At 60.3% G+C, this 20,867-nt stretch carries 21 protein-coding genes and 1 tRNA gene; 6 read left to right on the top strand and 16 right to left on the bottom strand.

Annotation, left to right across the window (positions count from 1 at the left end):
- Positions 1-308 precede the first annotated feature (308 nt).
- The 5 genes from HMPREF3044_RS13225 to HMPREF3044_RS06820 form a co-directional block, all read right to left on the bottom strand.
- Positions 309-449: a DUF6198 family protein gene (locus HMPREF3044_RS13225; protein ID WP_005394792.1), complete on the bottom strand. Its 141-nt coding sequence runs from the start codon at positions 447-449 to the stop codon at positions 309-311.
- On the bottom strand, positions 446-769 hold the full coding sequence (locus tag HMPREF3044_RS13220) for a DUF6198 family protein (protein WP_070740272.1): 324 nt from the start codon (positions 767-769) through the stop codon (positions 446-448). The genes HMPREF3044_RS13225 and HMPREF3044_RS13220 overlap by 4 nt, the downstream gene beginning before the upstream one ends.
- 83 nt (positions 770-852) lie before the next feature.
- Complete coding sequence (locus HMPREF3044_RS06830) at positions 853-3,495, bottom strand: ExeM/NucH family extracellular endonuclease (RefSeq protein WP_070740269.1); 2,643 nt, start codon at positions 3,493-3,495, stop codon at positions 853-855.
- Between the two features lie 512 nt (positions 3,496-4,007).
- Positions 4,008-4,093 (bottom strand) — tRNA-Tyr (locus tag HMPREF3044_RS06825).
- Positions 4,094-4,166: 73 nt separating this feature from the next.
- Complete coding sequence (locus tag HMPREF3044_RS06820; RefSeq protein ID WP_070740266.1) at positions 4,167-5,189, bottom strand: polyprenyl synthetase family protein; 1,023 nt, start codon at positions 5,187-5,189, stop codon at positions 4,167-4,169.
- A 94-nt stretch (positions 5,190-5,283) separates the two neighbouring features.
- Between HMPREF3044_RS06820 and HMPREF3044_RS06815 the strand changes: the two genes are divergently transcribed.
- Complete coding sequence (locus HMPREF3044_RS06815) at positions 5,284-6,441, top strand: geranylgeranyl reductase family protein (protein WP_070740263.1); 1,158 nt, start codon at positions 5,284-5,286, stop codon at positions 6,439-6,441.
- 359 nt (positions 6,442-6,800) lie between these two features.
- On the opposite strand, the gene HMPREF3044_RS06810 is transcribed toward HMPREF3044_RS06815, so the two are convergent.
- The 5 genes from HMPREF3044_RS06810 to HMPREF3044_RS06790 are packed head-to-tail and all read right to left on the bottom strand — an operon-like array spanning position 6,801 to position 11,647.
- The gene (locus HMPREF3044_RS06810) at positions 6,801-7,487 is read right to left on the bottom strand and encodes a demethylmenaquinone methyltransferase (protein WP_005390597.1); all 687 of its coding nucleotides are present in this window, start codon (positions 7,485-7,487) and stop codon (positions 6,801-6,803) included.
- Positions 7,488-7,502: 15 nt separating this feature from the next.
- Positions 7,503-8,699: a glycosyltransferase family 4 protein gene (locus HMPREF3044_RS06805; RefSeq protein ID WP_034989355.1), complete on the bottom strand. Its 1,197-nt coding sequence runs from the start codon at positions 8,697-8,699 to the stop codon at positions 7,503-7,505.
- A gap of 46 nt (positions 8,700-8,745) precedes the next feature.
- Complete coding sequence (locus HMPREF3044_RS06800) at positions 8,746-9,189, bottom strand: DUF3592 domain-containing protein (RefSeq protein ID WP_005390602.1); 444 nt, start codon at positions 9,187-9,189, stop codon at positions 8,746-8,748.
- On the bottom strand, positions 9,186-10,724 hold the full coding sequence (gene menD / locus HMPREF3044_RS06795; RefSeq protein ID WP_005394784.1) for a 2-succinyl-5-enolpyruvyl-6-hydroxy-3-cyclohexene-1-carboxylate synthase: 1,539 nt from the start codon (positions 10,722-10,724) through the stop codon (positions 9,186-9,188). Before menD ends, HMPREF3044_RS06800 begins: the two co-directional genes overlap by 4 nt.
- A complete protein-coding gene (locus tag HMPREF3044_RS06790) occupies positions 10,721-11,647 on the bottom strand; it encodes an o-succinylbenzoate synthase (RefSeq protein WP_070740261.1) in 927 nt (308 codons plus the stop codon). The genes menD and HMPREF3044_RS06790 overlap by 4 nt, the downstream gene beginning before the upstream one ends.
- A 571-nt stretch (positions 11,648-12,218) precedes the next feature.
- Here HMPREF3044_RS06790 and HMPREF3044_RS06785 point away from each other — a divergent pair.
- The 3 genes from HMPREF3044_RS06785 to menE are packed head-to-tail and all read left to right on the top strand — an operon-like array spanning position 12,219 to position 15,022.
- Complete coding sequence (locus HMPREF3044_RS06785) at positions 12,219-12,950, top strand: DUF559 domain-containing protein (protein ID WP_239171009.1); 732 nt, start codon at positions 12,219-12,221, stop codon at positions 12,948-12,950.
- Between the two features lie 18 nt (positions 12,951-12,968).
- Complete coding sequence (locus HMPREF3044_RS06780) at positions 12,969-13,883, top strand: 1,4-dihydroxy-2-naphthoyl-CoA synthase (RefSeq protein WP_005390612.1); 915 nt, start codon at positions 12,969-12,971, stop codon at positions 13,881-13,883.
- A complete protein-coding gene (gene menE, locus HMPREF3044_RS06775) occupies positions 13,883-15,022 on the top strand; it encodes an o-succinylbenzoate--CoA ligase (RefSeq protein WP_005390613.1) in 1,140 nt (379 codons plus the stop codon). Before HMPREF3044_RS06780 ends, menE begins: the two co-directional genes overlap by 1 nt.
- Here the strand turns inward: menE and HMPREF3044_RS06770 are convergent.
- Positions 14,993-15,856: a hypothetical protein gene (locus tag HMPREF3044_RS06770; RefSeq protein WP_005390614.1), complete on the bottom strand. Its 864-nt coding sequence runs from the start codon at positions 15,854-15,856 to the stop codon at positions 14,993-14,995. The two genes, menE and HMPREF3044_RS06770, sit on opposite strands and share 30 nt — an antisense overlap.
- Positions 15,857-15,918: 62 nt before the next feature.
- Here HMPREF3044_RS06770 and HMPREF3044_RS06765 point away from each other — a divergent pair, with 62 nt between their 5' ends.
- A complete protein-coding gene (locus tag HMPREF3044_RS06765) occupies positions 15,919-16,794 on the top strand; it encodes a 1,4-dihydroxy-2-naphthoate polyprenyltransferase (RefSeq protein ID WP_005390615.1) in 876 nt (291 codons plus the stop codon).
- Here HMPREF3044_RS06765 and HMPREF3044_RS06760 read toward each other — a convergent pair.
- On the bottom strand, positions 16,780-17,088 hold the full coding sequence (locus tag HMPREF3044_RS06760; RefSeq protein ID WP_005394773.1) for a DUF4229 domain-containing protein: 309 nt from the start codon (positions 17,086-17,088) through the stop codon (positions 16,780-16,782). The two genes, HMPREF3044_RS06765 and HMPREF3044_RS06760, sit on opposite strands and share 15 nt — an antisense overlap.
- 54 nt (positions 17,089-17,142) lie before the next feature.
- Between HMPREF3044_RS06760 and HMPREF3044_RS06755 the strand changes: the two genes are divergently transcribed.
- Positions 17,143-17,376, top strand: coding sequence for a hypothetical protein (locus HMPREF3044_RS06755; RefSeq protein WP_005390617.1), 234 nt, complete (start codon positions 17,143-17,145; stop codon positions 17,374-17,376).
- Positions 17,377-17,978: 602 nt separating this feature from the next.
- On the opposite strand, the gene rfbA is transcribed toward HMPREF3044_RS06755, so the two are convergent.
- From rfbA to HMPREF3044_RS06730, 4 genes are read right to left on the bottom strand one after another with little or no spacing between them, the layout of a single operon-like run.
- Positions 17,979-18,851 carry a glucose-1-phosphate thymidylyltransferase RfbA gene (gene rfbA, locus HMPREF3044_RS06745; RefSeq protein ID WP_070740254.1) on the bottom strand — a complete coding sequence of 291 codons (873 nt, stop codon included), beginning with the start codon at positions 18,849-18,851 and terminating at the stop codon, positions 17,979-17,981.
- Entirely contained in the window at positions 18,852-19,445 is a 594-nt protein-coding gene (gene rfbC, locus HMPREF3044_RS06740) for a dTDP-4-dehydrorhamnose 3,5-epimerase (RefSeq protein ID WP_070740251.1), read from the bottom strand.
- Positions 19,408-20,583 (bottom strand): MFS transporter, encoded by a 1,176-nt coding sequence (locus HMPREF3044_RS06735; protein ID WP_070740248.1) that lies wholly within the window; start codon positions 20,581-20,583, stop codon positions 19,408-19,410. The genes rfbC and HMPREF3044_RS06735 overlap by 38 nt, the downstream gene beginning before the upstream one ends.
- Complete coding sequence (locus tag HMPREF3044_RS06730) at positions 20,580-20,867, bottom strand: SdpI family protein (RefSeq protein ID WP_231286103.1); 288 nt, start codon at positions 20,865-20,867, stop codon at positions 20,580-20,582. The genes HMPREF3044_RS06735 and HMPREF3044_RS06730 overlap by 4 nt, the downstream gene beginning before the upstream one ends.

Genomic DNA, 20,867 nt, shown 5'->3' with positions numbered 1-20,867 from the left:
TTGAAGCCTTGGATAGAGTAACTGACATTCATGCATTCACACAAATCGGCACGTCAGTTGCTATTTTCCACTCCTATTCCGGTTTTGCGGCCCAACCGGGTGATCGTGGCCTGCTTTTGACTGCGCTTGGGCCGTGTTGGGGACCCAGCAATACCCAATGCGGCCCAACTGGTGCAAGCATCCCGGGCTTTGACCTTGCCTGGGCCGTGTTGCGGACCCAGCAATACCCAATGCGGCCCAACCGGTGCAAGCATCCCGGGCTTTGACCTTGCTTGGTCCGTGTTGAGGACCGCTGCGAGGTACGCCCCCTAGCGGTATTTCTGCAGTGGCTCCAACCAGCGAACGAAGTATTTGGCGATGAAGCCGACGAGGAGGGCGGCTGCCAAGGTGCCCTCGCGGATGCCTTCGACACGGCCAAGAACGGCGAAGGAAAGGACAGTCGCAATCACGACAAGGCTCGTATCCACGGTGATCTTGCAGTTACCAAAGGCGTGCCATTTTTTGGCTCGAACTTCCGGTTGAGCGTGGTGGAGACGGCAATGGCCAGGCCATCGCCGTCCATGACGACGGCGGCGGGCAACTGGACGAGCTGCCGGGGATCGTAGCGTTTGCACAGGAGGAGCATCTGCAAGATCATGAAACCTGCGTTCATGGCGATGGTCCCCGTACCAACCGTGAAAGAGCTAATGAGGCTCAAAACGTACGGAAAGCTGGAGATCGGTGATGTCCCCAGCTCCGCGATGATAGATAGCGCGATTCCGCACGCCATCAGTGATAATCCAATTATTCCCAAAATATATCGACGCACTAAATTTTCTTTCGTGCAAACCATAGTGCGACGAATGGGATTATCTAAATTCCAAACAAGCCCTTGACCTGGTTAACAAGGTCCGGTGCGAAATGCTGGGCCGCAGCACCGATCCCCAGCAGTCCAAGGATCGCGCCAACGAGACCGCCGATGACCTCAAGCGCCGCCACGGCCTCCGGAGGAAGGTCGGAGGAAGTGTTGGATCCGGTGGCAGCACCGGAGTCGCCCGAGTCGCCGGGCTTGCTGGGCTGGTCGGGCTTGGCGGTGCCCAGGTTGAAAGCGACCTTGATCGGGTCGTGGTCAGAGGAGCGGAAGACGGAGTCGTCGACAAGCGGGGCGATGTTGTAGTTTTCGCGGGAGTACTCGAAGGCGATGGACTCATCCGAGTTGATATCCCACACATCCGCGTCGACGACAAGCTTCATCGCCGCAGCGTTGCCAAAGGCATGATCAAGGGAACCGATGCGGCCCGCAAACTGGTACGAATGCCCGGAATCGTACGTTGCGGCGATATTGGTGTAACCGGCATCCTCGAGGACCTTCATCGTGTCTTCCTTGGTGTAGGAGTTGAGGTCGCCGACGACGAAGACCGGCATGTCGTTCCATTCCTCGTGAGCAGCGATCGCCTTCGTCAGCGCGCGAGCTTGCTCGGCGCGGAGGTTCGGGTTATTGCCCTGGCCGTCGTTTTGGTCCTTATCGCCTCGGGCAACCGAGCCCTTGGACTTGAAGTGGTTCACCACGGCGACGAACTCGGGATCCTTCTGCCCCACACGAGCGAAAGCCTGGCCCAGTGGCTGGCGGGCAACACCGGTGTAGGCCGAGTCGTCGATGATGACAGAGGGGCCGACAGGCGCCACCTTCGTCTTGTTGTAGATGAATGCCACGCGGATAACATCCTCCCGGCCGGGCACCTTTTCCGGCGATGCGACGAGCTCCCATGTCGGCTCTTTACCTCTCGCTGTGAGGTCGGCGTTGAGAGCTGCCACAAGTTTGCTCAGAGCTTCATCCCGGCGGCTGGCATCGCCGGTGACGCTGGCTGTATTTTCGATTTCTTCCAGGCCCAGAACCGACACGTTGAGTGTGTTGATGGCATTGACGATCTTCGCCTGCTGTCGCGTGAAGGCCTGCGTGGACCAGGCACCGCGCACCGTGCACCAGTTAGCGGTGACGTTGTTGCCCTCGCGGTCGGTGTAGGCCTTGCAGCCCTCCTCCGTCTCGCCGAGAGTGGTGAAGTAGTTGAGGACGTTAAACGAGGCAAGCGACAGCTCCGAGTCCTTCACGTTCGGGCCCGCCTCTTCTGCGGCCCGAGAATCCTCCCATGTGATGGGGAGGCTCTCGGAGTTGCCGGTAATGGGCACCGTGGGCTGCAGGCCCCACTTGTCGTACCTGCCGCTCACAATCACAGGCTCAGTGAAGATGACAGTGTCCCCGGCGCGCAAGGACTTCACCGTCTTTCCGCCGGTAACCAGGTAAGGAAGCGGGGTTTCTGTATCGGATTTGGCATAGTTGCGCGACCTTCCGTCGTCAAGCGAAACCTCCCGCAACCCCTGGCTAACGGCGAGCTTTTGCACCTCCGAGTTCGGGTCCGTCGAGGGCGGGAAAACATCCGTGGGCTGGTAGAACGGCTCCGTACCCGGGGCGAGCCCCACCGTACCGTACGTGTTGAGCTCATAGTTGTTACTCACCGTGTAGGGGCCCGTGACCTGCACAAGCATCCCCTCATAGGCCTCGCGCGCCGCGTCCCCCTCCGGCAACTCCGAAAATTCAGTTGGAACAACTGTCGGGCCGCAATCCGTGTCCGGGACCACCTCGGGGTCACTCAGCTGCGTCTCCCCCGTGTACTCTCCCGCCGTGCCCGTCACCGTGACGCAGGAACCGACCTCCGGCACCTGCCCATCCCGACCAAGGAACACGAAGATGCCGTTCGAAGCCTCCGACTTCTCACCGCCCTGCTGCATGTAGAAGCCGTCGAAACCACCCTCCGGATAGCTCGCCGTTACATACCCACTGGTCGTTACCCGCTGGCCATCCAGGGGTGTCACAGGGCCCGTGCCCTGGATCTCCGCAATGGTCACCGTCCCCGCATTCTCCGGCTTCAGATCACCCGGCGTCGGCGCTCCCGTCACGAAATCCGTGGCGTTGTTGTCCGTGTCCACCCCCGTCTGTGCTCGCTGGACCGAGACGCTATTCGACGTCCCCGGGGCCGCATTCCCCTCCGCAAAGGTCGCCTCTCCCCAACCAAGCAGGTCCACAACCTGCGCCGACGGGGTCCACGGATCCGCACTGTTGGTCAGCGCCACGATGCCGCCCTTACCGCTCATCGCGATATCGCCCTCGAGATCCGCTTCAATGCCCCGCGTTCCGCCACTGCCCTGCGCCAGCTGGATCAGCGTGTAGCCCTTCGCCGGAGTCTCCCCCGCAAGCTGCAGGATGTTCCCGCTATTCGGCTTCTTCCCCTTCACCGACGTGTACTGCAGGTACATGCCATCCAGGGAAATCGGCGCGTCTGTGGGGTTGTACAGCTCCACGAAATCATGCGTGTACGTCGCACCCGAGTTCCCGCCGCCGCCGTACACCTCGTTGATGACGATGTTCGTCCCATCCGGTGCCGCCGCCGCAGGTGACACCGCCGAAGCGACAATCGCCACCGAGCTGACTAGCGCCACGCCCAGCCTTGAAAACCTCATCTAAACCCTCACCTCTTAGTAGACAAAAACTATCTGTAGTTCTTTTCTTACCGGCTCCACGTGGACTTCGCAGCGCAAGTTTCCGGGCTTCTACCCCCCGCCTGTTTTGGGGCGCGTTTCGTGTGCAGCCGGGGTGCTGTCGGGGAGCAGTTGGGGTGCATATGCGACCGGCTGCCTTTCGCGGCCCAAGCCGAGACGGGTTCTCGGGGTTTGGAGGCAAACGGGCCGCAGTGCGGCACGCACCCGCGCACAACACGGCCCAAGGGCACCCGAACGTCGACAAGCAAGAACCGGATGGGCCGCAATGCGCAACACCGGTACCAAGCGCGGCCCAAGCCGAGGCGGGATCCCGGGCTTTGAAGGCAAACGGGCCGCAGTGCGGCACGCACCCGCACACAACACGGCCCAAGCGGAGGCAGGGACCCGGGATCCAAAGAAAGATGGGCCGTGTTGCGGCGCGGAGAACCTGCGCATGCGAAAACCCCGACCCTCGTGGCGAGGATCGGGGTTATTGGTGCCAGGTAGAAGATTCGAACTTCTGTAGGCGAAAGCCGACGGATTTACAGTCCGCTCCCTTTGGCCGCTCGGGCAACCTGGCCCGCACTTCGTGAGTGCGAGACATACTTTACTATGTCCCCACCCCCAAAAGGCAAACCGGCTGCACAGCGGGGCTATCGGACGCGGGAGATGGAGTACTCGGTGAGGGAACGGAGGGCGGAGCGCACGGGACCGTCGGGAAGCGTGGAGAGCTCGTCGAAGGCTTTATCGGTGAACTGCTGCACAACTTCGAGGGCCTGCTCGCGCCCGGAGGTCTGCTCGATGAGGGCGAGGGCACGCTCAACGTCGTCATCGCTGGTGAGTGGGCCGGTGAGGAGGCCACGGAGCTCCTCACCTGCGGGGGACTCGTCCTTCAGAGCGAAGAGGACGGGGAGGGTGAAGACGCCTTCGCGGAGGTCGGTGCCCCGGGTCTTGCCGGACTGAGCGGAGGCGGAGAAGATGTCGATGATGTCGTCGACGATTTGGAAGATCGTGCCGATGTAGACACCGAATTGCTGCAAAGCTCGCGTGATCTCCGGCGAGCATCCGCCGTGGAGCGCGCCGAGGTAGCCGGCCGACGAGATGAGCACACCGGTCTTTTCGTGCACAACGTTGAGGTAGTGCTCGATCTTATCGCCATCGCCGGGGCCCACAGTCTCGCGCATCTGGCCGGTGACGAGATCCCCGAAGGTCTGCGCGAAGTGGGCGACGGTATCGGTACCGAGAGTGGCCATAAGCCGCGAGGCGTGGGCGAGGAGAATGTCCCCGGCAAGGATCGCGACAGAGTTGCCCCAGCGGGCGTTTGCGCTTTCCACCCCGCGGCGGCGGTCAGCTTCGTCCATGACGTCATCGTGGTAGAGCGTGGCAAGGTGCGTCATCTCCACGACGGTCGCAGCTTTGATCACATCCTCGCAGGAAGCACGTGTGCCGAGCTGCGAGGCCAACACCGCGAACATGGGGCGGAAACGTTTTCCGCCGGCAGCAGCTAGATGAATGACCTTTTCATTGACAAAGTCTTCGCCGTGGTTGAGTTCTTTTTGCAGGAGCTCTTCCACGCGCTGAAGGTCGCGTGAAACCGTAGCCGCGAGCTCGGGCTCATCAAATGAAATCCCAGTTAGGGGCGTGTCCCTGTGCAGCCGGGGGCGGGTGTCATTCATAGTGTAAAAACTGCCCTCTGTCCGATACGTTGGTTAGATAACTTACCCCTTTACCGTAGTCTAAACATGCATTTCTACCTACCCCAGGGTACAAATGAGGGCCATGGAGTTTTTTCCGGAGGTAGCCATTATCGGCGCAGGCCCAGCTGGGTCAGCTGCAGCAATTCATCTACAGGACAAGGACGTGCTGCTCATCGACAGTGCGGAGTTCCCCCGCGACAAAACCTGCGGCGACGGTCTTACTCCACGCGCGATGCGTGAGCTTTCGGCGCTCGGCATCGATCTGCCGTTCCGCACTCGTGGTCTTAAGCTGCATGGCTTTGGCCGCACGGCGGAGATCCCGTGGAAGTGGGGTGTTGGTTCGGCGATGCGTCGGCAGGAGTTCGATGCGCTCCTCTACAACCGCGCCCCCGCGCAGAAACTCACGGGGGTAGCTACCTCCCCCGTTGTGGAGAACGGCCGGGTCGTGCGCTTCCAGGTAGGCGAGCATGTCGTGCATCCGCAGGTGGTTCTAGTCGCCGATGGTGTCCGCTCCACCTTCGGCACGCAACTCGGCCGCGTCTGGCACAAGCAGCAGGTCTACGGCATCGCCGCGCGCAGCTACTGCACCTCCCCCCGCTCCTCGGAGCCCTGGATCCACTCCCACTTCGGTGACCTCCCCGGTTACGGTTGGTTTTTTCCGCTTGTCGACGCCGCCAACGTCGGCTGTGGGGCTCTTTCCACCGCGGCTCGCCCAGCCAAGGTGAACACCAAAAAGCTGCTGCGCTTCTACGCCTCATCCATTCAGGAAGAATTTGGGCTTGGTGAACCCACGTCCGTCACGTCTGCGGCCCTGCCCATGGGAGGCTCCGTCTCCGGGGTGTCGGGCCGCAACTGGGCACTGCTTGGCGATTCGGCCTGCTGCGTCAATCCCCTGAACGGCGAAGGCATCGACTACGCCCTCGAAACAGCCCGCCTTGCTGCCTCATTAATTGACGAGGACCTGCGCGTGTGGCCCTCCGTCCTGCGCGAACACTACGGCGAAACCTTCACCCTCGCCCGCAGCCTGGCCAAGCTTCTTACATACCCCCGCATGCTGCCCACCTTTGGTCCGCTTGCATTCCGCACTCCCCTGCGCACTCTGCTCATGCCCACCGTTGCCCGCGCGATGGGTAACCTCATCGACGATTCCGACCGCGACCTCGCCGCCCGCGTCTGGCACGCCGCAGGCACGGCGACCCGCTCCCTCAACACCGCGCCACTCTGGGGCTAGGCTTCCACCTCCCCTTTCTCCCCCTGTTTCTCCCCTTTTGCGGCCCGATCCAGTTCGCGTACTCGCGCTCCGTCGATAGTCGGGCTGCAAAAAGGGATCGGCGAGGGGAAACGTAAGCACGGAGTTCCTCATACGGCCCAGACGGGGTGAAGCTCTCGGGGGGTAGCGCGAGTCGGGCCGCGTTTGGTCACAGGACTCTCCAGCCGCCGCAAAAAGTGGCCCAAGCGGAGTGGATCACTCGGGCTTCAAGAGGGAATGGGCTGCAAAAGGGACTCCAGGGATCCGAATGCGGCCCAACTGCAACCACCCACACGGGTTTCAGGAAAAGATGGGCCGCAAAAAGGGACGGGTAGTTAGGGTTACTCCTTGATGGCGGAGTGCATCGCGGTGATGCCGAACGTGAGGTTCTGCCAGCCGCAGTCGGACCAGCCGTTGGCGTTCACGATGGTGGCGAGTTCCTCTTGGTCGGGCCACGCGCGGATGGATTCGGCAAGGTACTCGTAGGCCTCGCCGTTGGAGGAAACCTGCTTGGCTACCAGTGGCAGGATCCGCATGAGGTATTCCTTGTAGACGAAGGAGAACATTGGCAGAATCGGGGTGGAAAACTCGGCAATGGTCAGTCGACCGCCCGGCTTGGTAACGCGGGCCATCTCGCGGAGGGCCTGGCCCGTGTCCTGGATGTTGCGGAGGCCGAAGGAGATCGTGACGGCATCGAAGGTTTCGTCGGCAAACGGGAGGTTCATACCATCGCCGACAACCTTGGGCACGTCGCGATGTGCACCAGCCGCGAGCATGCCCTGGGAGAAGTCACAGGCCACACACCAGGCACCAGATTTGGCTAATTCCTCGGTAGAAACGGCGCTTCCGGCTGCCAGGTCGAGGACCTTCTCCCCCGGCTTCAAAGCAAGGCGCTCGCGGACACGACGACGCCACATACGATCCTGGCCAAAACTCAGGATCGTATTCGTGATGTCATAGTTCTTGCCCACGTCATCGAACATGCGGGCAACGTCGGACGGGTCTTTTTCTAGGGTTGCTTTAGCCACAAGTGACTAGTCTAGTCAGACGCGCGCACCGAGAGCCTTCGCGGCCCAGCGAGGCAACTCGGGGATGGGGCCGAAGATCGTGAGTGGCACACGCCGGGATTGCTCGATAACAGCGGCGTAGTGCTTGACCAGCTGAGTGCAGAGGTTTTCCCACGTCTTGGGCCGCACTCCGTCACGGGCTGCCTGGCGCATACGGGTATAGTGCCGGGGGTCAAGAATGGTGTCCAACGTGGAGGAGAGCTTCTCCTCGAAGGTGTCGACATCGAGCAGGTAGCCGTCGACACCTGCGGTGATGAGGTCGATGGGGCCACCAGCACGCGGGCCGATGACGGGGACACCCGAGGCAAGCGCTTCCTGAATGGTCTGACAGAAGGTTTCGAACTCGCCAGTGTGGACGAACACGTCGAAGCTGGCGTACGCCTGGGCGAGTTCCTCCCCAGAAAGCGCACCGGTGAAGACTGCGTTGGGGCACTCGTCGACAAGCGCATCCCGATCGGGGCCGGAACCGACGATGACAACCTGAACATCGGGGCGCGCGTCAAGAACCCGGAGGCGACGGACACCCTTTTCTGCGGCGAGGCGACCGACGAAGCCGACGATGACCTTCGTACCCTCCGGATCCCAGGTGAGACGCAGCGCGTCTGAGCGCTTGGAGGGATGGAAGCGAACCGTATCCACACCGCGGCCCCAGTGGTAGATGTTGTGAATGCCGTGAGCTTCGAGCTCCGCGATGGACATGGAGCTCGGGGCGAGCGTGCGCTGGCACATGTTATGAATGTAGCGTGTCCACTCCCAGACTGCGGTGGCAAGAAGCGTGAAGTGATACTTGGTGGCGAAACCTGCGACATCCGTCTGGTAGACAGCAATGGCTGGGATCCGCAGCTGACGGGCCGCAATCGCGCCAGCCGCACCGAGGACGAACGGGCTGGCGAGGTGCACGACATCCGGCTTGAACTTCGCTAACGCGCGGGCGACAGCGGTGGTGGGAACGCCGACGGGAAGAGAGTTAACACCGGGGAACATGATCGTAGGAACCCGAACAATGGGATATCCCTCGTACTCGGCGACTTCTTCTTCGTGGCCACGGGCACCCGGCGCGATGACAAGCGCCTCGTGACCTTCTCGACGCAGATGCTCGAGGACGCGCAGCACGGAATTCGTCACTCCATTGATGTTTGGCAAGAATGCTTCTGCCACAATCGCAACTCGCATACCGGCCATTATGCACCCATTGCCTGACAATAACGTGGAAGAAAAGTTAAATGTTGGTGACGTTTTGGTTTCGTGACTGTGCGGCAGAGCGACGCCGAGAAATTGCCGTAACCAGGCCAAAGAGCACACCGGCGACGGCAGAGGCCACCGCCAAAATGGATAGCGCTGGCCTAAATGCAAGCGTCCACTGGCGCCCATCCACCTTGACCACATCCGGTCGAGCCGCGTTGTAGGTCACCCACACCCGCTGCCCCTCGTTCAACCCCGTTGGGTACAAAAGGCCAAGCTCAGGGCTTTGAAGCGAACCGTGGACATCCTGAAAATCGATGGCGGTGCGGAGTGTACCCACCGACGTCACGCGTGCTAGGGAACGCACGGGGGCCTCGGCAATGAGGCGATCGTTCATGTACGCGCCGCCGACCATCGCCACGCACATGATGGCCGCAAGGATCCAACTGCCGATGATCGCCTGCTTAATTCGCCTGGTCACACGTGCATCCTCGCGCGCATCTTGGCGTGAATGTCACGCAGGTTGTCCCGGTCGGTGACGGCTTCAATGATGCGGATGCCGTCAGGCTCCGTCTCCAGCTCCTTTTGCAGGCTAGGCAGGTCGATGACCTTGGTGTATTCGATGTCGTAGGCCTCGGCGATGTGGGCAATATCCACGTCGGTGTGCGGTGTGCCGAAGAACGGCTCGAAGGCGTCCCGATATTCCTGTGCTCCCTGCTCGAGGGTCTCGAAGATCCCGCCGCCGTTGTCGTTGGCAACCACGATGGTGAGATTTTCGGGCCGCGGCGAGCCGTCAACAATAAGAAGGCCACCGATATCGTGGAGGAACGTGACATCGCCGAGGAGGGCGACAGTTCGAGGCGCGGTGGGCGCGGTCGGATCCGCTGCCTGATGTGCAAGCGCCACACCGATCGCCTGGCTCACGCTGCCATCGATGCCGGCAGCCCCACGCGGTGAGTACGTGTCCACGCCGTCGAAAGGCAGCCCGGCTAAATGCATGTCCCTGATGGGGTTGGAAGCACCGATGAAGAGGGCGTTTGACTGGTACAGAGAATCTGCTACCGCTGCGGCGACGGTCAGGCCAGTAAATTGTTCCAGTTGCTCACGAACCGCTTCGGCACCAAGCTCGCTCGCTGCGTCGAGCACCTTCAGCCACTCATCACGGGGCTGACCCGTCACTTTCAGGTCTGTGGCGATCTCCTGGGCAGTCCCCTCCGGATCGGTCACATAGTGCTCACCGGGCTGCTGAACAACAATCTTCGGCACCTCGTTGGTGAGCTTCATTACGTCTCGGTGCAGCGTCGGGTGCCCCACCACAACGATCTGCTCCGGCTTGTCTAGCTGGTCAAACATGGCCGCAGCGAGCGGATGCACCGGATGGTACGGCGCCGGTGCCGTGGGCTCAGCAAGGGTGGGCACGTCTTCCAACCCCGGGATTTCCTTCGCCCCGTCTCCCGCAATGACCAGGGTGTTCTTGGTGATATCGAGGCTTACTTCATGCTTGTCGACGTCCGGTCGCACCCACGTCCCCACCGTCGACTCCGGGCTCACGGCCGGGCCGACAAGGGGCACGTCAAACGAAACGTTGATATGGACCTGCGGGTGCTCCAGAGCCACCCCCACAGAGGTCACCGTCGGCGCGTACGGCTCAAACAAACCCTTCTGCACAATCGTCTGGCTCGCGCCCTTGCCCACATAGCGCTCCGGACGATCTGCAGAAAGCACCACAAACGGAGTGGCCGAATAATAGGCCTCCACCATTGCAGGAAGACAGTTTGCGACGGCGGTGCCCGAGGTTGTGACGACGGGAACCGGCCGCCCAGACACCCGGGCCATTCCCAAGGCGGTAAACGATGCAGACCTTTCGTCGATACGCGAATGAACCCTCAGCGAGGACTCCGCAAACGCCAAGGCCAACGGCGCGTTCCGGGAACCCGGACAATACACCACATCCGTCACCCCCGACTTTTGGAGGTCCGCCACAATCTGCTTCGCCAACTCCGGTGAACTAGTCATGACCTCGATTGTAAATAACCCAGGCACTCCTTTAAACGCCGATACCAAAAGTCCTCGTTCTTGCAGGCAGGGAAGTTCGTCGGTGCGACAGGCGTGACATCAATCGCACCGTCCACAATCTGTCGCCTCTCCGCCACATCCTCATAGAAGAACCCACCCGTACCCAGGCCCGCTGCGGGCTGAACATCTTGGGCCGCAGCAGTTGCCAGGCACGCGTACATCCCCACCGCAGTTTCCAACGCGCTCGACACCGTCACACGCAGCCCCAACTCCTTTTCCACCTTGAGGACGTTCGTCGGGCCACCCATTGGCTGGCACTTCAAAATCGCGTAGTCAACGCGACCTTTGACCTTCAGCGGGTCGCTTTCCTTGCGAATACTCTCATCGGCTGCCACCTTGACATACGGCCTGACCTGCTCCAACTCCTCTATCGTTGCGCACGGCTGCTCCATATACTCAAGCGGGCCCAGCCGCTTCGCCGCCTCTATCGCTTGGTCGACTGACCAGCCCCGATTCGCATCCACACGAATGGTCGCCTCAGGCATGAGGCGACGCACCTCCTGCACCCTCTCGATGTCATCCTGCAGACTCTGGCCCCGCTCCGCGACTTTCACCTTGACCGTCTTCACCCCAGGAAAACGGGCCAGAATATTCTCCACTTCTCCCGCCGCCACCGCCGGAACAGTACCATTGACCTGGACTTTCGTTCGCTTCGGCGTAGGCACACCGACGTACGCCACCTCCAGCGCACATTTCAACCACGTTGCCGCCTCCGGGGTCTCATACTCGAGAAATGGTGACCACTCCGCCCATCCCTTCGGCCCCTCGATCAGCATTGCCTCCCTGTGGGTGATCCCGCGGAACTTGATCATCGGCAAATCCACAACTCGCGCTCGCTGCGCAATCTCCTCAAAGGTAACCATGACTTCCAGGGTATCCCTGCCCGCCCCTTTTCACGGCCCAAGCGGTGCTATTCAGCGAGTAGTCCGCCCCGGCCGGGCTGCACTAGGAACCACAGGCGTACGGGCACGAAGCCCCCTCCCTCGAAAACAGCCCAAGCCACATCGCGCACCCGAGACACACAACCGGTCGGGCCGCATCCGGCACCCAGCCCGTCACAACACGGCCCCAGCGGTGCTAAAGCGCGAGTAGGCCGCCCCGGCCGGGCCGCAATCCAGGTCGAGCAAGCAACCCCGAATGCGCATTCGAAAATCACGTCAATACCGGTCACGTAAAGTTCGTTATTTACAGTACGTGAACAGTATTTTTATTCAATTCGAACGTGCGTGTGTATGCCGTGCTCTATGGTGTATTCCAAACCACTGACCACCACATCACCAAAAGGAAACCACCATGGATTACGGATACATCCGAACAAGGGATCTGGGTCTGACACGGAGCCAAATCCGGCAAAAGATGAAGAACGGAGAGCTATTCCGGGTTCGCCGGGGTTGGTACTGCACGCACGAACCCACGATTTTCGATCAGCTGCTTGTGCTGCAGGCCATGCATCCAAACCTAGTTTTCACAGGAAAGACTGCTTTAGCGCTCCACCTCAGGCAGCTACCTGAGGGAGAAATCGAAGCAGTAATTCCAAAACACCAGCGGATTCCCAAGATCGCCGGAGTGAAAATCAAGCGAAGCCGGAGTGTGAAGTCTGAAGTTGTCCGGATTTTCCGCTGCGTTTCGATGATCGAGGCAGCGCTGGAAACGCCGGAGGACGAACGACCACGGGACTTGGTGGAAAAACTCAACGAGCATTACGCCAAGCGCAAGGGGAAGAGACAATGGATATACGACATCAAAAACGTCCGGAGAAGGCACTTGGCGCGCGCGGTGAAAAAGGACTTCGCTTACGTTTTGCCGGGTGCATATTCCAAGCAGGAGCTGCGAGTGGGACAAGGTCTGGTGCAGCGGGGTTATGAGGTGGAAATGAGTTTTAAAGTCTGCGGGTACATGTTCGATATCAAGATCAGAAAAACCGATGTACTCGTGGAGCTAGATTCGTTCATGTTCCATGAGGGTGAGGGACGTAAGAGGACGTTTGTAACGGATCGGTGGAAACAAAACGCGGCAACGATGGCAGGACACCGGGTGCTGCGTTTCACCACCGATGACACTTTCCATTACCTGGACCTGGTCCTCGACGAAATCGAGCGAGCAATTCATTTCCAGGAGACGGCTGTTACTGAGGTGTGGAAGGGCCTCGATCCGGCAGTGGCCTGACCGTATAGAGTTACAACCATGACTGATAATCCGTTTGACTCGTCGCAATGGAAGCCTGTTCCAGGCTTTGAGGATCTGACCGACATCACCTATCACCGCCATGTCGGCACGGAGCGCAAGGATGGCATTGTTCGCATCGCATTTGACCGTCCGGAGGTACGCAACGCGTTCCGTCCACACACGGTGGATGAGCTCTATAGGGCTCTCGACCATGCCCGCCAGACCCCGGATGTCGGCGTGGTGCTGCTTACCGGAAACGGCCCGAGCCCGAAGGATGGCGGTTGGGGCTTTTGCTCCGGTGGCGACCAGCGTATTCGCGGTCGCTCCGGCTACCAGTACGCAAGTGGTGATACCGCGGAAACCGTGGATAAGGCACGGGCCGGCCGCTTGCACATCCTAGAGGTCCAGCGCCTCATCCGGACGATGCCCAAGGTTGTTATCGCACTGGTTAACGGCTGGGCCGCCGGCGGCGGGCACTCACTCCACGTGGTGTGCGATCTCACGCTCGCCAGTAAGGAAGAAGCTCGCTTCAAGCAGACGGATGCTGATGTGGGATCTTTCGACGCTGGTTATGGGTCCGCCTACCTGGCGAAAATGGTTGGACAGAAGAAAGCCCGGGAGATTTTCTTCCTCGGCCGCACCTACTCCGCGCAGGAGATGAAGGATATGGGCGCGGTTAACGAAGTTGTGCCACACAAGGATTTGGAGAAGGTGGCTATTCAGTGGGCCGAGGAGATTAACGGCAAGTCTCCCACCGCTCAGCGGATGCTGAAGTTTGCCTTCAACCTTGTCGACGATGGCCTCATGGGACAACAGGTATTCGCCGGTGAGGCAACACGCCTTGCGTACATGACCGATGAGGCTGTGGAGGGTCGCGACAGCTTCCTGGAGAAGCGTGATCCGGACTGGTCTGAGTTCCCCTTCTACTACTGATGAAAACACTGGAGGAACTTCCCATCCCCAGCCGGGGGATGGTGGACGAGCTGGAAAGAGCAATCGCCGGAGAAACGGCATACTGCCCTGTCCCTAGCGGAGCATCAGCAGGAGATCGGGCGCGCGCCACATCGCTGCGCGCAACGCAACGTATTGGGGAAGCCATCGACGATGATGTTGCCCTCGTAGTAGCGACGTCTGGATCGACCGGTGTTCCCAAGGGTGCGATGCTGACTGCCCAGAACCTGGTGAGTGGCGCGGATGCGACGCACGCCAGGTTGGGAGGTCCGCGTCCGTGGTTGTGCGCACTGCCTGCACACAATATTGCGGGTCTGCAAATCCTCGTTCGTTCACTGGTAGCGGGCTATGACCCTCTGGTCATGGATGTCTCCCACGGTTTTAGCGTGGAGGAATTCGCGCAGAAGACAGCAGAGATCGGCGAGGGGTGTTACACCTCGCTTGTGCCGAATCAGCTGGCGAAGCTTCTGCAATCGTTGCAGGGAGTGGAAGCCCTGCAACAGTTCGAGGCAATTCTTGTCGGTGGCGCCCCTATCACTGGCGACATGGCGACGCGAGCTGCGCGACTCGGGATCAATATCGTCACGACGTATGGGTCCTCGGAAACCTCTGGTGGCTGTGTGTACGACGGTGTGCCGATCTCTGGTGCAAAGGTGCAGCTCCACGGGGAGCGGATTTGGCTCGGCGGGCCGATGGTGGCGAAGGGCTACCGAAATGTCGCCAGCGAGGAGGCTTTTCCCCAACCGGGATGGTTCCGCACCAGCGATGCCGGGCGCATCGAAGACGGGAAACTCCACGTCATCGGACGGCTGGACGCGATCATTGATTCCGGCGGTTTGAAGCTGCATCCCGAAGTGCTGGAAAAGGCGATCATGCAGATTCCAGGCGTGACGGAGGTGGTCGTGGTCGGTGTGCCCGACGAGCGACTCGGCACGGCGATCTCGGCTGTCTACGCAGGCTCCCCCACCCCAGCGCAGATTATCGAGGGCCTAAGCGATCTGCCGCGTTGGCAGCTCCCCAAGCACCTCAGCCACGTTGCGGCGGTGCCGAGGATGACCAGCGGTAAGGTCGATCGTCGACAAGCAGAAAAGTTAATCCTCAGCGGCGCTGGCCCGAAGTAGAACCTCGAGGTCAGCGGGCGTGTAGGTGGCGGCGATCTGCGCATCGTTGGCGCCGGCGAGGTTGTTCTGGACGAGCGAGGTGAGCTGGGTCGACGGGATGACCGCGAAGTTGCGCGGCTGTGCGAAGACCTGGCGCACCTTGTGCCCGGAACGTAGCTCCATGAGGTGCAGCCACACGTCGTCGGCGTTGGGTGCATGTTCGGCGAAATCACCGCCGTGAGCTGCGACGTAGTCGATGAAGCTGGCTGGGTAGAGAACACCGGAGACACCGGTGGCGAAGTGGAGGATGGATGCGGAGGAGCTGATCGCCTTGGACCATTTGGCGTACGGGCGAATGAGACCGTCGCGTAGCTCGATGCGGTGGGCGCGGTAGGCGACGACGGTGTCGAAGCGGTACTGCCCCACTACCAGCAGTTTTTCCACGAGCCACTCTGGGTAGATGATGTCATCGTCGACGGTGATGACACGAGTGCCGGTACCCGCAACCTCGCGAAACTGGTTCCAATACTTCGTGTGCGGCCCGTAATGCCCATCGGAGCAGCGCACCTGAACCCCGCGGTCGATGAGTCGCTGCAGGGACGGCGGGTACGGTCCGCCGTAATCTTCCGGGTCGAGCCACAGGATGATCGGAACCTTGACGTATCCGCGGGCCAGCGACTCGAGAGTGAGGTAAACCTTTTTGAGGCGCGCGCCGTGGGTGGTCAGGGAGATCACAACGTCGCCGTCGCGCGGAATGCGGCCCTGGCCGAAGCGGTTGCGGAGGTTGAGTGGAACCATGCGGCCGAGCGTCAAAAAGATGCTCACCACCTGGCCGAGCACGTAGCTCACCCACATCCTTGGTCCTCCTTTTGCTTGTCGACGTTTAGTTTTCCATCAAAGCGTGGATAATAGACCACATGCACGCAACCGTTCACGATTGGATCCAAGCCGCCCGACCTCACACATGGCCAAACGCCTTTGCGCCCGTGATCGTCGGCTCCGGCGCCGCCGCCTTCCACTTTGGCTTCGACCTCGGGCACATGTTACTCGCGCTTCTTGTGGCTTGGTCGCTCATTCTAGGCGTGAACTTTGCAAACGACTACTCCGACGGAATCCGTGGCACCGACGAAGATCGTTCCGGTCCGCTCCGCATCACGGCGTCGGGCAAGGTCAACCCCACCGTGGTGAAACTGGCCGCATTCGGATGCTTCGGAGTTGCTGCCATCTTTGGCCTCATTCTCACAGTCAGCTCCGGGCATGTATGGATGATTCTCATAGGAATTATCTGCATTCTCGGTGCCTGGTTCTACACCGGTGGCTCCCACCCCTACGGCTACATCGGACTAGGCGAAGTCGCCGTCTTCATCTTCTTCGGCCTCATCGCCGTACTCGGCACCGAATACACCCAAGCCGACCACATCTCCTGGGTAGGGATCTGCTCCGCCATCGGCATCGGCTGCATCTCCGCAGGTGTCAACCTTGCTAACAACATCCGCGACATCCCCACCGACGAAGCCTCCGGCAAGATGACACTGGCCGTCCGCATCGGCGACTCCCGCTCCAGGTTCCTCTTCCAAATCCTCGTCGCCATGCCGTTTATCATGTCTTTCTTTATCGCCGGCCAGACCGTGTTCGCCCTCATCGCCTTGGCGGCACTCCCCCTCGCTGTCATTGCCGTCATGCCCGTCAGAGAAGGAAAAACCGGCCAGGATCTCATCCCTGTACTGGGACTGACCGGCCGGTGCATGATTGTGTGGTCCGTTATCACCGCACTTGTACTAGCGCTTACGTAGCTCCTCATCCATCCACTTCTTGTGCTCCTTCCGCTGCCGATCCCACTCGGCGAGCTCCTGCGTCACCCGCAGCCTCAGCCCCCGGAACAGGAACATCGACAGCGGGAAGGCGACGATGAGCGCCAGCAGTGCGGAGATCATCAGCGGGAATGTCACCCCCACAAGAACGGAAAGGCCCTGAATAACGGCCGTCAGCACGACAAACAACAACAGACGTGCCAACCCGTACAAAACGACATCCAGCCACGCGCGGTGGCGCAGCTTCTTATCTGGTGTAGGTGCAGTATCGGTCACAAGGGGTAAGCATATTAAACTAAATCTGAAACCTACAATCCAAGGAGGAGTTTCGTGGGACGTGTCCTGATACTTGTCCTCATCGTTGTCGCCATCTACCTGGTCTGGAAGGCCTTCGGGCCACAAACCTGGAATCGCACCCCGCAGGCCCCCGAGATCAAGGGCCCCGACGATGACGAGGAATTCCTCTGGGAGCTGGAAAAGAAGCACTTCAAGGAGATGCGTGCCCGCCAAGAAGCCGAAGAGGCCGAAAGGGAGCGTCGCCGTCGCGAGGGGAAAGAGCGCTAGTTTCTCTGCTGTATTAGATTCGTTTGCGGCCCGCTCAGTGTGGTGCTTTCAGGGGTTGGTAGGAATTGGGCCGCTTTGGCTCTGGGGCTGACCTGAAGCTGGCCCACGTGCTCCCGGGGATTCGGCCATTCGGCGAAGCTGGGCTGCAAAAGGAATGCGCTTGCATGACTGGAGGAGGATATAAGAATGAGGGTTCGGTGGCCATGGCAGCGGTGGCGAAAATATGACCTGACCGTCAACGAGTATAGCTTCCGTGTGTGGGTCAACCCTGTGCAACGGGATGTACAGTGGCTCAATTGCCCGAGCCAGTACGTGCCTAGTGGCTACTCGTCAGCAGCGTATGTTGCAGATGGAGGATCATGGCTCGACCGATGGAAGCTCCCAATCCCCTCTGAAGAGGATATGCGAGAAGAAATCAGTTATTGGCTTGAGAACATCGATGACCCAGATGAGTGATCCCGAAGGTGGCCCGTCGTCATCCAACCACCCGAGCTTTAATGGAAGATGGGCCGCAAACGGAATAGCGGCCAATTCAATTGCGGCCCGAGGGGAATCACGCGCCCAGGAATCGATGCCAGATGGGCCGCAATCGGGAACAAAACCTAGTGGAACTCGCGGTCTACTACGGAGCGTAGGTACGTGCCGTAACCCGACTTCTCCAGTAAAGCGGCCTGCTCCAAGAGCTGTTCGGTAGAAATGTAGCCCATGCGCCAGGCGACTTCCTCGGGGGCGCCAATTTTCAAACCTTGGCGCTGTTCGATGGTGCGGACGAAGTCGCCGGCGGCCATGAGCAGATCGACGGTGCCGGTGTCGAGCCAGGCGGTGCCGCGCGGGAGAACCTCGACGTGGAGGGCACCTTCTTCTAGGTAGCGGTTGTTGATGTCGGTGATTTCGAGTTCGCCGCGGGCGGAGGGCGTGAGGGATTTGGCGATCTCGATGACGCGGTTGTCGTAGTAGTACAGGCCGGGAACGGCATAGTTGGAGGCGGGGTGAGCAGGCTTTTCTTCAAGCGAGAGTGCGCGCCCTTCGGAATCGAAGGAGACAACGCCGTAGGCGGTGGGGTCGGCAACCCAGTAGGCGAAGATCGCGCCGCCGTCGATGTCACGGAAGCGGCGGAGCTGGGTGCCAAGGCCTGGGCCGTAGAAGATGTTGTCGCCAAGGACGAGGGCGACGGAGTCGTCGCCGATGTGGTCCTCGCCGACGATGAAGGCCTCGGCAAGCCCGCGGGGTTCGTCCTGTTCAAGGTAGGTGAGCGTGATGCCGAATTGTTCACCGGTGCTGAGCAGGCGGCGGAATTGGGGCGCGTCCTGCGGGGTGGTAATGATGGCGATGTCAGTGATGCCGCTGAGCATGAGGGTGGTCAGCGGGTAGTAGATCATCGGCTTGTCAAAGACGGGCACAAGCTGTTTGGAAATGCCCTTGGTGATGGGATACAGCCTAGATCCCGTCCCACCTGCGAGGATGATGCCCTTCATCTAGGCATCCGCCCACGTTGCGCGCACCACGTCCTCGAATGCTTTGCACTCGTTGTAGCGCGGCAGTTCCACCTCGCGAAGCCCCGGCGCGTTTTGATCCTTATCACTCAAAATAACGTCGCGAGACGGCCAATCAATGCCGAGTTCCTCGTCGAAGGCATTGATGCCGTGCTCGTGGGAGGGGTTGTACCCCTCGCTGCACAGGTAGGCGACGGTGGAATCTTCCAGCGCGACAAAACCGTGTGCGAAGCCGACGGGAAGGTAGAGGCTGTGCCGGTTTTCTGCGGATAGTTCGACACCGATGTAGCGTCCGAAACTCGCGCTCCCCTTGCGGATGTCGACGGCAACGTCCCAGATCCGGCCGCTGATGCACGAGACGAACTTGGCTTGTCCCGGGGGGACATCGGCGTAATGGAGACCTCTCAGGACTCCGCTTTTCGACGTCGATACGTTTGCTTGCTGGAGGTCGAACGGGAAACCTACGGCTTCCTCAAAGTCGATGGCCTTAAACCATTCATGGAAGGTTCCCCGGTCATCTGGGTGAATCTCGGGGACGCTAAGTAAGACTCCTGGTAGGTTCGTTTCCTGCAGCATGCCCCCAGTTTAGCGCGTAGGCCACACCGACGACGCTGAGAACGACAACGAATCCTACAGATACAGGCAGGATGACGGCGGTGGCGATGCCGAAGATGACCATGCCGGTGGGGATTGCGGCGGTGTTCACCAACTGATCCTTGGTGGCGAACTGATGGACAAGACCTGCCGAGTCGAAGGATTGCCCTGCCACATCCCAGGCAATCCCGGCCATGGTGGTCAGCGCGGAGCTGAGGGCTGCCGCCGCGACGATGAGCGCGACGGATGGGGCCCATACGAGGAGGATGACGTAGACGGCAGAAAGCACAAGAGCGAGGGCCTGCTTGTACCTAAACGGGAATCTCATTACGACGGATCCTGCTGATCCTGCTAGGGAGCCGGCGGCGGCACCAGCAGCCACCCAGCCCCACATCCGCTCGTCGAAATGCTGCATGACAAGGGTCGGTGCAGCCGTGCCGAGGAAACCGATGGAGGCGGATAGCACGAACCAGGTGGCGAGACCCGGGTTGACCCACGCGGGAAGTTTTTCTTTTGCGTAAGACTCCTCCTCTGGCGCGCGATGTGTTCCGCGTGTGAGCGGCCAGAAGCTGGCGAGGATGAGGATAGAGACGGCGAAGCTGGCAGCGTCGACAATTAATGCCGCCTCGAAGCTTGCGTGCACCGTGATGAACGTGCCAAGCAGCGGACCGCAGACAAAGAGCACATCCCCTACTGCCGATAGCAGGCTGTTGAGTTTGACCTTCTCGTTTTCCGTCTTGCAGACGATGCTGATGAGCTCGAATCGGGCCGGGTTAAAGAAGGCTGTTGCTAGCCCGTAGGTAAGGCACGAAACGAAGAATGCCGCCGCGAAGTGGGAGCTTTGGGCCACTACCCACCACAGGAGTAGGAGCTGGGCGAGCATGCGAACGATGTCGGAAAGGATCATCCAGCGTGCAGGGAATGTTGGTGCGGGCATGCGTTGCGCCGCGATGGAAGATAGAAGGCGTCCGAGCCAGAGTGAGAGCAGGACGATGGTTAAGAGCCTGCCGGATTCGTCTAACCGGTAGGACTGGATGGCGAAGCTTGCGGGGATAATGCTGTCGCCGACCCCTGAGATGGTGTAGGCCAGCGCGGTGCGGGTTTTTCCGCGTCCGTTCAAACGGTGTCTCCTTTTTCTTTGGCGTCTGCATTCGCAATTGCTGCGCAGTTGATGAAACCACCGATTGTTGTGGCGTAAGCAATGAGAATGATCGCGAGGGCAATATCCACATAGCCATAGGCACGCAGACGGGGAGCCGCTGCTTCATGTCCACGCTTCCACGCAGCGTCGCTTCTCTTCGTCTGCCTCGTTCGAATGCCAAGGCTCCCATTGCGCGGGATGGTGGAAGCCACAGCGCCGAGGAACGCCATGGACACCGAAGAAACAACAAGGGAAATTCCCAC

The sequence above is a fragment of the Corynebacterium sp. HMSC073D01 genome, assembly GCF_001815555.1.
GTDB lineage: Bacteria > Actinomycetota > Actinomycetes > Mycobacteriales > Mycobacteriaceae > Corynebacterium > Corynebacterium glucuronolyticum.
Note: the sequence above shows the minus strand (reverse complement) of the source record. Positions and strands in the feature narration are given on the sequence as shown.